Source organism: Xanthomonas sp. WHRI 10204, from assembly GCF_040202875.1.
Lineage (GTDB): Bacteria > Pseudomonadota > Gammaproteobacteria > Xanthomonadales > Xanthomonadaceae > Xanthomonas.
In genome coordinates this window covers 106,534-119,759 of record NZ_JBEGDW010000003.1, presented here as the reverse complement: position 1 = coordinate 119,759, position 13,226 = coordinate 106,534, and the positions used below count along the sequence as shown (strand labels likewise).

General features: G+C 52.8%; 8 protein-coding genes. 4 read left to right on the top strand and 4 right to left on the bottom strand.

Annotated elements, in window-relative coordinates; genetic code table 11:
• Nucleotides 1–6 precede the first annotated feature (6 nt).
• Genes aceE through drt3b form a run of 3 tightly spaced genes read left to right on the top strand, consistent with a single transcriptional unit; the run spans nucleotide 7 to nucleotide 6,113 of the window.
• Nucleotides 7–2,694 carry a pyruvate dehydrogenase (acetyl-transferring), homodimeric type gene (aceE, locus tag ABQZ00_RS17585; protein WP_323538599.1) on the top strand — a complete coding sequence of 896 codons (2,688 nt, stop codon included), beginning with the start codon at nucleotides 7–9 and terminating at the stop codon, nucleotides 2,692–2,694.
• Nucleotides 2,695–2,749: 55 nt separating this feature from the next.
• The gene (gene drt3a, locus ABQZ00_RS17580; RefSeq protein ID WP_323538600.1) at nucleotides 2,750–4,126 is read left to right on the top strand and encodes an antiviral reverse transcriptase Drt3a; all 1,377 of its coding nucleotides are present in this window, start codon (nucleotides 2,750–2,752) and stop codon (nucleotides 4,124–4,126) included.
• The gene (gene drt3b / locus ABQZ00_RS17575) at nucleotides 4,119–6,113 is read left to right on the top strand and encodes an antiviral reverse transcriptase Drt3b (protein WP_323538601.1); all 1,995 of its coding nucleotides are present in this window, start codon (nucleotides 4,119–4,121) and stop codon (nucleotides 6,111–6,113) included. The genes drt3a and drt3b overlap by 8 nt, the downstream gene beginning before the upstream one ends.
• A 291-nt stretch (nucleotides 6,114–6,404) precedes the next feature.
• Here the strand turns inward: drt3b and ABQZ00_RS17570 are convergent, their stop codons facing one another.
• Together ABQZ00_RS17570 and ABQZ00_RS17565 are read right to left on the bottom strand one after the other, a co-directional pair.
• Complete coding sequence (locus ABQZ00_RS17570; protein WP_323538602.1) at nucleotides 6,405–7,010, bottom strand: SLATT domain-containing protein; 606 nt, start codon at nucleotides 7,008–7,010, stop codon at nucleotides 6,405–6,407.
• 228 nt (nucleotides 7,011–7,238) lie between these two features.
• Nucleotides 7,239–9,074 (bottom strand): 3'-5' exonuclease, encoded by a 1,836-nt coding sequence (locus ABQZ00_RS17565; protein WP_323538672.1) that lies wholly within the window; start codon nucleotides 9,072–9,074, stop codon nucleotides 7,239–7,241.
• A 384-nt stretch (nucleotides 9,075–9,458) separates the two neighbouring features.
• Between ABQZ00_RS17565 and ABQZ00_RS17560 the strand changes: the two genes are divergently transcribed.
• Nucleotides 9,459–10,766: an SNIPE associated domain-containing protein gene (locus tag ABQZ00_RS17560; RefSeq protein WP_323538603.1), complete on the top strand. Its 1,308-nt coding sequence runs from the start codon at nucleotides 9,459–9,461 to the stop codon at nucleotides 10,764–10,766.
• A 248-nt stretch (nucleotides 10,767–11,014) separates the two neighbouring features.
• On the opposite strand, the gene ABQZ00_RS17555 is transcribed toward ABQZ00_RS17560, so the two are convergent.
• Nucleotides 11,015–12,436: a hypothetical protein gene (locus ABQZ00_RS17555; protein WP_323538604.1), complete on the bottom strand. Its 1,422-nt coding sequence runs from the start codon at nucleotides 12,434–12,436 to the stop codon at nucleotides 11,015–11,017.
• Between the two features lie 63 nt (nucleotides 12,437–12,499).
• A complete protein-coding gene (locus tag ABQZ00_RS17550; RefSeq protein ID WP_323538605.1) occupies nucleotides 12,500–13,138 on the bottom strand; it encodes a hypothetical protein in 639 nt (212 codons plus the stop codon).
• Nucleotides 13,139–13,226 lie beyond the last annotated feature (88 nt).

Below are 13,226 nucleotides of genomic sequence, written 5' to 3'. Positions count from 1 at the left end.
GCGCTAATGAACTGGTTGAACGAAGTGCTGCACAACGATCCGAACCCGCTAGAGACGCAGGAGTGGCTCGAATCGATCAAGGCCGTCATCGACGTCGAAGGCCCGGAGCGCGCCCATCAGCTGCTGGAAGGCATGGTCGAACAGACCCGCCGCGCCGGCGCTTACCTGCCGTTCTCGCCCACCACCGAGTACGTCAATACCATCTCTCCGGCCAACGAGGCCAAGAACCCCGGCGACTCCGCGCTGGAGTGGAAGATCCGCTCGATCATCCGCTGGAACGCCATGGCCACCGTCGTGCGGGCCAACCGCAAGCCGGGTGACCTGGGCGGCCACATCGCCTCGTTCGCCTCCAGCGCCACGCTGTACGACGTGGGCTTCAACCACTTCTGGCGTGCGCCCTCCGACAGCCACCCGGGCGACCTGCTGTTCGTCCAGGGCCATAGCGCGCCGGGCATCTACGCCCGCGCCTTCCTGGAAGGCCGCATCAGCCAGGCCCAGCTGGACAACTTCCGTATGGAAGTGGACGGCCAGGGCATCTCCTCCTACCCGCACCCGTGGCTGATGCCCGAGTTCTGGCAGACCCCCACCGTGTCGATGGGCCTGGGCCCGCTGGCCGCCATCTACCAGGCGCAGTTCATGCGCTACCTGGAAAACCGCGGCCTCATCGAGAAGTCCGACCGCAAGGTGTGGTGCTTCATCGGCGACGGCGAGTCGGATGAGCCGGAAACCCTCGGCGCCATCGCGCTGGCCGGCCGCGAAGGCCTGGACAACCTCATCTTCGTGGTCAACTGCAACCTGCAGCGCCTGGATGGCCCGGTGCGCGGCAACGGCAAGATCATCCAGGAACTGGAAGGCGTGTTCCGTGGCGGCGGCTGGAACGTCATCAAGCTGCTGTGGGGCGGTTACTGGGATGCCCTGTTGGCCAAGGACACCGACGGCGTCCTCAAGAAGCTGATGATGGAAACCGTCGACGGCGAATACCAGAACTGCAAGGCCTTCGGCGGCGCCTACACCCGCGAGAATTTCTTCGGCAAGTACCCGGAGACCGCGGCCATGGTGGCCGGCCTGTCCGACGACGACATCTGGCGCCTCAACCGCGGCGGCCACGACCCGCACAAGGTGTACGCCGCCTACCATCAGGCCGTGAACACCAAGGGAATGCCCACCGTGATCCTGGCCAAGACGGTCAAGGGCTATGGTATGGGCTCGGCCGGTGAGGCGCTCAACCCCACCCACCAGACCAAGAAGCTGGACGACGCGGCGGTCAAGCACTTCCGCGACCGCTTCAACATTCCGGTCACCGACGCCCAGCTGGAAGACGGCCAGGTGCCGTTCTACCACCCCGGCGACGATTCCCCGGAAGTGCAGTACCTGAAGGACCGTCGCAACGTGCTGGGCGGCTTCCTGCCGCAGCGCCGTCCCAAGGCCAGCAAGTCCTTCGTCGCGCCCACGCTCGACAAGTTCGAGCGCCTGCTCAAGGACAGCGGCGAGCGCAGCTATTCCACCACCATGTCCTTCGTGCAGAGCCTCAACATTGCCCTGCGCGACAAGGAACTGGGCCCGCGCATCGTGCCGATCGTGGCAGATGAAGCGCGCACCTTCGGTATGGAAGGCATGTTCCGCCAGATCGGCATCTACGCCCCGTTCGGCCAGAAGTACAAGCCGGTCGATGCCGACCAGCTGATGTACTACCGCGAAGACCAGACCGGCCAGGTGCTGCAGCAGGGCATCAGCGAACCGGGTGCGATTGCTTCCTGGATGGCCGCCGGCACCAGCTACTCGGTGTCCGACGTGCCGATGCTGCCGTTCTACATCTACTACTCCATGTTCGGCTTCCAGCGCGTGGGCGACATCGCCTGGCAGGCAGCAGACATGCGCACGCGTGGCTTCCTGCTCGGCGGCACCGCCGGCCGCACCACGCTCAACGGCGAAGGCCTGCAGCACGAAGACGGCTTCAGCCAGGTCATCGCCGGCTCCATCCCGAACGTGCGTAGCTACGACCCGACCTTCGGCTTCGAAGTCACCGTCATCATGCAGCACGGCATGAAGTCGATGATGGAAGACCAGATCGACGAGTACTACTACATCACCCTGATGAACGAGAACTACGCTCACCCCGGCATGCCGGACGGCGCAGCCGAAGGCATCATCAAGGGCATGTACCTGCTCACCGACGCCGGCAAGCCCAAGAAGGGCGAGCTGCGCGTGCAGCTGCTGGGCAGCGGCACCATCCTGCGCGAAGCCATTGCCGCGGCCGAACTGCTCAACAAGGACTTCGGCGTCACCGCCGACATCTGGTCCTGCCCCAGCCTCAACGAAGTCTGCCGCGACGGCTTCGACGTTGAACGCTGGAACCGCCTGCACCCGGAAGCCGAACAGCGCAAGCCGTACGTCACCCAGCTGCTGGAAGGCCGCCAAGGCCCGGCCATCGCCGCAACCGACTACGTACGCGCCTTCGCCGACCAGATCCGCGCCTTCGTCCCGATGACCTACACCGTCCTCGGCACGGATGGGTTCGGTCGTTCGGATACGCGTGCGAACCTGCGCCGGTTCTTCGAGGTCGACCGTTACTACATCGCGCACGCGGCGATTGCCGCGCTGGCGAAGGATGGGAAGATGACGGGTAAGGATGTGGCCCGGGCGATCAAGCAGTACAAGATTGATCCTGAGAAGGCGAATCCTGTTGGGGTTTGACGAATTTGGTCAGCCCCAGAGCTAGAAAAAGGCAGCCTATTGGCTGCCTTTTTTTATGAATTTGATTGTAAAGTTCAGCCTAGGCGGCGATTTTGCAAGGAAGAAAAGTATGGTTTCACCCACACAAGACTTTACTGCCCGAAACCTTGGATGGATGAGGCGTCATAGGCGACAGTTTGGGCTTAAGCCAGACAGCGGTAAGCTTCCAAAAGAGAAGGATGAGTGGTCTGAATTCCTTGGAAATCTCGAAGCGCGTATTGCACGCGAAACATTCGATTTCGGAAAGCTAACTCTCGCAAGCATTAGCAAGAAGGGAAAAACCAAACAGGTCGTAGCAACCAAAAGTCTCGATGAGGTTTTGGTGCTCCGTCGCATGAATGAGAACATACGACGGTCTTACGGGATAAAAAATCCGAATAGGGATGCCTTGCTTCGCACGCTCCAGCAAGCCTTGGCCGAGAATACGCAAAAGAATATATTTCGTCTTGATATAAAGTCATGCTTCGAAAGTATTTCGCGCCACTCGGTTTATTCAGAGCTCGTAGCCGATGGCCGGGTCTCTTTTCAAACACTTTCGCTGCTGAATATATTATTCGAAGCGTTAGATAAAATGCCTCGGAAGGTGGCTCGAAAGGGGTTGCCGAGAGGCTTAGCAATAAGTAGCACGATGGCAGAAATTGTTTTAAATAAACTTGAGAGGGATATCCGGCAGGTGCCCGGTGTTTACGTTGTTTTGAGGTATGTGGATGATCTTGTAGTGATAACTACGAAGGTTGAAAGTGGTATAGAAAAAATTATAAAGGAGCTTGCTGCTAATTACCGCCTCAAGTTGAATGTTAGAAAATCAAGTCTCGCGCTGATAGCTTGCGAATGCGATTTTTTGTGTGGCCATGGAGACAGTTGCCCCTGTTTGAAGGCATGTAAATGCCAGCAAAAAAGTATATCTCTGGAGTATCTTGGTTACTCCATATATTTATCGAATAGAAATTCAATATCCGGTAAAAACAGCATTGTTGTAAGGTTGTCGAAAGGGAAATTGGCAAAGATAAAGACGCGAATCATGGTGGTGGCCAGGGAGTATATAAAAACCGGGGATGCAGGTTTGCTAAGTCGGCGACTGGAGCTGCTTACGGGTAACCTGCAAATGATGGACTCAGATGGCTCAAGGGGGCTGTCGGTTGGTTTGTCATATACTCACTCAAGTTATGGAATAGAAAGTAAAGACGAAATTTTTGCGTTGGGTGACTTGAATGAGCTCAATTTTTTTATGAGAAGATCGTTGGCATTTGCTATGCACTTACGACCTCCTTCTGCTGGTATAAAGAAAAAAATTTATAAGTATTCGTTCGTCTCTGGATTTCATTCGAAGCGACGCGTAAAATTAAAAGCTACGGCAATATCGGTGGTCTCCGAGTGTTGGCGTCATGCCTAAATTAAATTCTGGTTACTCTAAAAGGCCTGTAGCGAGATCCGTGCTTACGGAAACACTCCCGTACGAATTGCCTCTTTTCTTAGTAAATAATTATCTTTATGATCGTTTGAGTTCAGAAGAGCCGAGTTCGCTACTGGCTGAAAAAATTTTAGGGATTCGCGGAGACACAATTCCATGCAAATTCTCGATACTTAAAAAGCCTTCGAGCACTAGGGAGTTGGGTATCATGCATCCAGCCGCTCAGGTGCAAGTTTCTAATTTCTATAACACCTATGATGAATTTATGGCGCAATTATGTAAGCGAAGTTCTATCTCGCTTAGATATCCTTTACGAGCAGCAAGTAGATATTTCGACTCCAGATTTGTTAATAGCATCTATGGAGAAAGAGTGGAGGCAGACGAAGTCAGTTTTGAATCGCAATCTAGTCACTCATCATCTTACTTTGCTTATCGAAAATACGCGCACATCTACAAGTTCTATGATTCGAAAGAATTTCTCGATCTTGAGCAGAAGTATAGATTTATGCTCCGTATTGATATTTCTAAATGCTTCTCTTCTATCTACACGCATTCAATATCTTGGGCGGTAAGAGGTAAATTTTTCGGCAAGAAGATGAAGTCTAAGAAAAGTGTTCGCTATTTTGAAGATGAATTCGACAAGTTGATGAGAGAATTGAACTGGGGGGAAACCAACGGGTTGCTTGTGGGGCCAGAGGTTAGTCGTATATTCTGTGAGATAATACTTCAAGGTGTCGATGTAGAAATTCAATCAAAGATTGGCCAGAATGTTTGTGTGCGCAGATATATGGACGATTATTTTATTTTTAGCGGAGATAGCAGCTCTTGCGATAGCGTGGAGAAGTTAATTTCCAAAGAGTTGGCAAATTTCAATTTATTTTTGAATGAAAATAAGCGTCAGCAGTCAGAAAGTCCATTAGTTACCTCGCTAAGTATAGCTAGGCAAAAAGTGAATGATTACTGCGCCGATCTAATGGATAGGTTCGACGCCAGGCTGCGCCAAGCCCTAACCAAGGAGGGTGAGGGCTTAGCATCCTCAAGTGCTAATGAATCAGTAGGTGCCGAGTTTAGTATTCCAACTTTGCCTCTCGAGTCGGCAGAGGCCGCAGTCAAGGAAATTCGTGCAATATCGCGCCAATACTCGATTGAATACTCTGGACTTGCGGCTCCAGCTCTCGCTGTTATTGGTCATAAGCTAAACAAAATTTGCTCTTCATTAGATGCAGGGAAGGAATCGATGAAGCCAAAATACATCTATCAAACTCAGAGTGATTTGGCTTCACTACTTAGAATATGTGAGTTCCTTTATGTGTCTGACGTAAGATCTTCCACGTCGAACAAAGTAGCTAGAATATTTTTAGAGATTTCTGAAACGTGCCGACGGCTTGCAATAGGTAGCTCTTTTGTGGAGCTACAGATGCTGGATGCGGTTAGGAAAGCACTTTCAGTCTGGCGGGACGCTTCCCTTCTCGATGTAATAAATTCAGTCATTGCCGTGCAAGTCATTACAACAGGAAACAGAAGCTTAACGCATGAAGACATTGAAAACGTGCTTGGAAGAAGTGCTGATAGAAGCGTTTATGAAGTCTCTTACTTGAGCACGATCGCTGGTCTTTTCTTATGCTCAAATCGACCTAAGCTTCAGCGTCTAAGGGATCGTATCATTCGCGAGACTGAAGCAATTCTCTGTAATGTGAGTACCAAGGTTTTGGCCGACACAGCTTTTTCTATGCTACTGCTTGATTACCTATCCTGTCCATATATCCCCATGCAGTCCCGCGCCGCTCTATATCAAAGTGTCGCGGCCCGGTTGTTTGTGACAAAAGGTATCGATATAGGGAAGGCCAAGGGAGCTATTAAATCTATTTCTAGTGGCGTCCGCTTCACGGATTGGTCGGTGACGCAGGGATCATTTGAAGGGCTGCGTAGATTGCTGCTAAAAACGGAGTTGCGCTTAGCATATGATTAGATATAATGATGGCGCAGGCCACAGGAGCGTCCAGCGTGTTTAGCAAAGTAAAGTACTTTGCGTTGGTATAATGCAGCCATGAGCACCCTTTTCACATCAAGGTTGCCTTAGTGTGAATTGGAAAGTGGATGCGATATGGTGTCCCCCGTCCATTGGACATTGCGGTCCTACAGGGGTGGGGGGTAAGTCACTGGCAGTTTGCTTTGACAGCCACACACACAAGCTCCGCGTGGCCTGCTTTTTTCAAGATTTTAGTAAAAAATCGTTGCTTTTTGACGGATTTACTGTTCCTCATGCCGTTATGGCTTTTGCTAAGCTAAATAAAATATATGCGACAAAGCTAATTGCTAAGATGTAATGAGAAAAAATTAAGCACGTTATAGTCACCCATTTTACCCAGTGATAAATGTATCTTGCGCAAGACTTTGCATCCGTCGGGTTGGCGCTGAGCTTGGTTAGTAAGTAATCGATGGGTTTGTGGTTGGGGTACTTTGATAGTATCGAATAATACTCTTCATTTATTTTTTCATACTGATATTGGGATATATTTAATATTGAGCCGTCGAGCTTTCTTGAAAATTTCCCGAGCTCAAGACCGTTTCTTTGCATGGCTTCTGACCTTGAAATAAAATTCTCTTGGCCGAGTAATAGCGAATAAACAAGGACGAGGATTGCAAGAATAGCTTGAATGGCACTCAAATATATTACCTCAGTTCCCAGGTTGACTTTGAGCGCCTGCATTATGGGTATAAATACTAGAGCGGTAGAGATCGAAGAGACGGTCCATTGCGAGAGTTTATGGTGCCGTTCTAAACGATCGGCTGCGCCGTAACGCGCTTTAGTGGTAAGCTCAGCGCGGCGCAGCAGTTCTTTGGCTTGGTCTTGCAAATTTATCATTGTAAAAGCCCTTGGCTAATTCTGAAGATCAATGAGGGTCGCTGCAATATTGCAACGGGGGATTAATAAGCCATGAATTTCCGTTTGCTTCTTAGCCTATATCCCTTGCTGGTCCACTCAAATCTAAAAGCCATCAAGGTTAAGGGAGGACTGTGGCTGCATTTTTCCTATGGTTCAAGCCCGCGTGCTAGTTCATCACTATTCCTCAATGACAAATATTTTTTAATTTTATGCCGCTAGCCGAGTTCTGATTTGCTTAACGGCTTGGCCAATACGTTCGGTGAGTGGTGTGCTGGCATGGTGGAGCATCGTCAAAGTGCCAAGAGCGCGTGTCATTGCGACGTAGAGCAACTTGGCCTCCTGTTTCATCTCTTCTGGATCTGTGTGGATACGCTGTCCGATTCCACAGATGCCCGGAATAAATACAGACTCAAATTCAAGGCCCTTACTGGAGTGCATGGTTAAAACCTTAACTGCAGGCTCGCCATCGAATAAGTGTCGCTTGTTGCCCTCTTCAGCTAAGACCACTGGAAGTTCTGCAGCTCGGAGACGCGAAGCTATCTGGGTAGCAAGTGCTTTGTTGCGGCAAAGAACCGCAAAGTCGTTGGCGCTTACACCGTTGTTGAGTGCTTCGCGTACCTGTTGGGCGATGATGCGTGATTCTTCCCAAATGTTGGTCGCCTGTATCAGCTCGGGGACGGCGCCTCGGCGTCCTGCGCTCTCTGGCGCAATTACGGGCACGTTGTCTTCATCGGCATCTTCCCCGGTCAAGAGCTCCTGGGCGAAGGCCTTTGCAGTGGAAAGGATCTCCAAGGTGTTGCGGTAGTTCAAACGCAAGATGGTGGTGCGGCCCTTGGCCTGGATGCCAACGCTCGCGAAGCTGAACTTTCGACGTCCGCCTGTGCTGTAGATGGTTTGCGCGTCGTCATAGAGCAGCAACAGCGAATTGGTTTCCGGGTCGACCATCTGCGTGACGATTTGCAGCCACTCGGGTGCAAAGTCATGGCCCTCATCGATCATCACTGCCGCGTACTGTGCGCGCGGAATCTGCTGCGACTCCACTGCTGCAATGACTTTGCTGACCAATGCGTCCAGATACTGTTGGGCGTTTGGCTGTGCGGGCGGAGGCTTGATGCCGTAGGACTTCAGCTGCTCACCACACCATCCGTGGAAGTGACGCACACTCACGCGGTCCTGCACACCATGCGCGTGAATGATGTGTTCCAGGCGGCCGGCAAGCGTTTTGTTGTAGCAGAGCACCAGCACGGGCTTGCCTTGACGCTTTGCAATCTCAACGCATCGATAGCCCAGGATCATTGTCTTGCCAGAGCCTGCCACGCCATGGATCACGCGGTGGCCATCCCCCATCGAGCGAGCAAGCAGCTCTTGCTGCACATCCATCACCTTGATCAAATCTGGGATGGCAATAGGTTTGTCAGGTTGGCTTGAAGCGAACAACTGCACCTGCTCAGGAGGAACGATACGTAGCTGCGGAAACAGATGCCAACGTATGCGCTCGATCTGCGGCAAGCTGAGCTGGCATGAGAACGTGGTAGGGAACATGTCCCAGAGCCGTTCCTGGAACGCCTCGGTGTCCACCGACTCGGTCATCTCGTCCCGGCAGATCACGCTACCTGCCGCAATCACATTGCCTAATTCGGCCTCGTCAAACTGGGCGCGGCTGATGTTGCTAAACACCACGCCAAAACCCCAAGGCATGATGAGCTTGCCCTGGTATTTGCTTCCTTCCGGAAGGCGCAGAGCTGCATCCTTGAGCATCAACTTGCCGACCTCGATACAAATGTCGCGAGCTTGGCGCAATGGATTGGACGTTACCTCACGGCCGCGCTCGGTATGGAGTACAGTGCTGTCGCGGTCAATTTCAGCGATTGTTTCCAGCTTCCAATCTTTGACCTCAAGCACCAGGATCCCGCGATAGGGATGCAGCACAATGAAGTCTGGATGCCGATGACTGGGGCCGATCGGCACGTCGTACCAGCAGATGTACTCATCGTCGAGCTTATCTTCCAGGCGCTGCGAAAAGCGCCGCTCGCCAGATGTCATCCGGCCAGCACTACTCGATCGACTGGGAATCAGCGTTGCCATTAAAGCTCCCCTCCTTGGTATGGCCCTAGCGTAGCACTCGCGCAGTGTGGGCAATGCAATCATGCGCAAGAGATGTGCGAGAACCTACTTGCGAAGAAGGGGTTATGAAAGTTAGAACTCATCGGGCCTGCTATTTGAGACCACAAATTCTGGGTTCTCCGCAGTGCTAATGAGGGCGCGCTCACGCTTTTGAATATGAGACCTCAAGGTCAGGAGTCCTGTGCCGCTATCCCGCCCCGGCAACCAATCGCAAATCTGGTAAATAGTGCTTCTCCGTAAGAAGGGAGAAGCATGGCAAGATTGGACCCTTAGCTGAGGTCAAGCATCGACGTGGGAGCAGGTATGGACACCAATCGAAAAATTCCGTTTTTCGGAGTAAGGCGTTTCACACGCCAGGTACTAGATGAGCTTGCTACTGTATCGAAGGACAGGGACGAGATTTACGCGACACTCTCACGCGTTGGAGGTGTTAGCCAGCTGGAGCGTGAGCGAGAGCTGGAACTACTGAATGCTGAGCTGGCGTCTGCATCGCTAGCATGGAAAGATCAGCTTACGGCACTGAAGGCAAGTCGCGATGAGCTATTGCTGCAGGTCGCAGAGCTACGCAAGGAAGTTGTCGAAACCCGTGAACGCGCCCTGCTGCAAGAATCCGGTGTTTACGACTATGCGCATCCGTTGCAAGACGCGGTGGCATACAAGGATCGCCTTGATCATATTCGCGGACTTATCAAAGAGCTGAATAAGGCAGATGGCCGCGCTGTTGTCGCTGCAATTGGCTGGACCGTTAACGGCTCAGAAGCGCAGGGCAAGACCATGCTTCGGGACTACAGCAAATTGATGCTGCGGGCATTCAATGCAGAAGCGGATGTTCTGGTGCGTGGCTTGAAGCCATACGCACTTGCTGCGGCCATCGATCGGATTGAAAAAGTAGCCAAGACGATCCAGCGCCTGGGCAAAACCATGAGCATCCGTATCACGCATGAGTACCTGCAGCTTCGTATTACAGAATTGCAGCTCACTGCGGATTTCGTGCAGAAGAAAGCCGAAGAGAAGGAACTGGAACGGCAAGAGCGCGAGCGGCTGCGGGAAGAGCGCAAAACCCAGCAGGAGATGGAGCGCGAGCGTTTGAAGCTGGAGAAGGAGCGCCAACATTACCTCAACGCGCTACAGGCGCTATTGGCCAAGGGTGATTCAGAGGCTGTAGAGCGGATGCGCGCCCAGGTGTCAGAGGTTGAGCGTGCAATTGCGGAAGTTGACTATCGCGTAGCCAACATCAGGGCGGGCTACGTTTACGTTATCTCCAACATTGGATCTTTTGGTGAATCGCTGATCAAGGTCGGTATGACGCGTCGTCTGGATCCGATGGACCGTATCCGCGAACTCAGTGATGCATCAGTGCCCTTCAACTTCGATGTGCATGCGCTATTTTTCTCAACGGACGCTGTTGGAATCGAAGGTGAAATGCACGCACGGCTGGCTGAGAGCCGGGCAAACCTTGTAAACCATCGTCGCGAATTCTTCCGTGCAACGCCGACAGATGCGAAGAATTTGCTCGCAGAGCTTGCTGGAGATCTACTTACATTTCACGACATCCCTGATGCGCTTGAATTCAGGCAGAGTCAGAAGATGATGGGCGTAGGCAACTCGTAGCTGCGTCCATCTCCGTCGAAGCGATGGGTTCTTGTGGAGCCGATCACCAGCAACCTCGCTTGCCCCCTCCCAAATTGTTGCCTTCTCCTGCTGATCCATGACTTTCCCCCAATATCCTGCGGAGCTCGATTCACTACCAGCTTGCTCAAATAGGCTCCGTCAGCAGAATAAAAGCCGACCATCCAGGTAACTGGTACAACTGGCGCTGCCGCCGGTGGTTGCGCCTCTTTCACGCGGACTAGTAGCACCTATGGAGACGGTCGATTGCTTGCAGGGCAGTACTTTTCAATCCAACTCTGCGCCAGCTGGCTGGCCGTGACTCGCTTGGTGTAGTAAGTGATGGGTAAGCCGATCCTGCCAGCCACACACTTCTCCACATAGTCATCCAGTGCGGCCACCAACGCATTGATATCGACGATTTTTTCCTCCCCATCATCACTCTCCTTTAGATCCGAGAGCATGCTCTCCATCTGGTCTGACTTCGTCGCAACAAAGCTCTGGCCCGAATGTTCAGTAGGTTGTGCAAGTGCGATTGGGTCCTGGAGATTTTGTTGCACTCCCTGAACTTGTGGCGAGGCCTTCATCGATTCCGATGCATCGTAACCCGATAGCTCCAGGGCGCCGATGTTGAACTGGTTCAGTGTGGCGGACGAGCTCGAACCGATGGTGGTCAGCGTGCACTGCGACACGATGTTCTGTGAGGACAGTAATAACTTGGCATCATCGCCGAACGAATTGCCCATGCCAGAAACGCCATTGACGCTTCCAAACCAGTTTCCGATCGTGAACTGGGTTTGCAGTGATGAAGCGACGCCTTCCATAGCTGTATTGATCTGCGTAGTGCTGCTGATGTGGGCCATCCCGATGAAGCAAGAACCCAAAGTGGCTCCGGAGATGACAGTCAGCGCCTTGTCCCCCGTTGTATCTGGCCTGGCTGCGATGTCCTGCATGGCAGAGAGTGAACCAGTCTTGATCGTCTCGTCAGGGAAGCACGCATTGAACGCCTGGATTCCCTTGTCTGCATCGAGGATCAATGGAGCGAGAAACACAGCATCTTTGTGAACGCAAGTGACGGCGATAACGAGTGTTCCAGCGATGCTATGGTCCCTGATCTGGCTATGGACCTGGCTTGCCGAAGAGCGCAAAGCTTGGACAGCAAGCGCGCTACCCAGATGACTGACATGCTTGCTGATGAACTTCGCTACGTTGGAAGCGTGAGTTCCGGCGTCCAGGTTGCTAGAGTCAAAGCTGAAGTATTGAGCATGCATTCTCAGGCCATCCGCAGAAAGCGGCTCCTGTTTGATATGGCTTCGGTTATGGTCGATGGGAGACTCTGTCGAATCGCTGATGCTCGGCACCGTGGCGTGCAACGACTGCGTATCCTTGACTGCTTTGATCTTGGCTTTGGCATAGGACTCAGCGGCTTCGGAAATCGACCTGTCAAGCTGCGCCCGCTCCGCGTCCAGTTCCGTCGTGTCGATACCCATCATGGCGAGCTCCTGGGACGTCATGTCCAGTGCGTGCTTGACTGCGATCAAAGAATTTAGCGTGTTTTCAGCGGCATCTGCAGGTGCCTGGGTGGAGGCGATCTGCTCGAGCATGTCGAGCCGCTCTTTACTAACTAGGTTGCCGAGCGCTAAAGCGGGGTCATAGGGGATATTGGATGGCATGTAGAAACTCCCATGAAGCGAAGGTCATCGACTAGCAGGATATCAGTACGCTTGCAGCTGCATCTAGGCGGCATTGCGCGAAGTTATTCCATCACTTTCAAACCTCGATTTTGATGCAGGATCATTGATTCGTTTGATCCAAATCTCGCCGGCATCGGTCGCCTTTTTCTCTACGTCGCAGCGCCACAAGCTAATGAACGCACCAATCCCACACAGTGCTGCAGCAGTTGCGTAGATCCATTGCGAGAGTCCGCTAACGAGGGTCGCGAAATAGGTCGCCACCATTGCCAGGCAGGCAAGCAAGAAATAGCGCGCCAAGGACCAGCGGTGGTTCAACCATCTGCGATATGCGTGCTTGTGCCGCGTGTGGGCCCAGCTAACCGTTTGGGTGTCTGAGTCGTAATGGTAGAACTCCCAGATCTCAGAAAGGTCCATCAATGCTTGGCTGCAGTGTGGGTGATTCAGGGCGGTGCGAATGACATGAGCAGGTAACAGTTGCCCATAGAGATGGCGAACGGTGACCTCAAGCCATAGATCGTCATCTGCGCGCTTGGGGTCCCAGTGCTCCAGGAATTCTCGTCGATTTTGGCTTCGCCTGCCATGAAGATCGAAGAAGCCGCGCGTTGTATAAATGATGAGCGCAAACAACACGATTGGGATGAGTAGGCCAGGGCCACCGGCAGCGATCATATCCTTGAACATTCACCCCTCCTCAATGAGCGTGAAGACCACGATGGTCGGCGGAAGTTCGGACGCAAGATCGGAATCTGACTTCACGTCTGCAGATGCC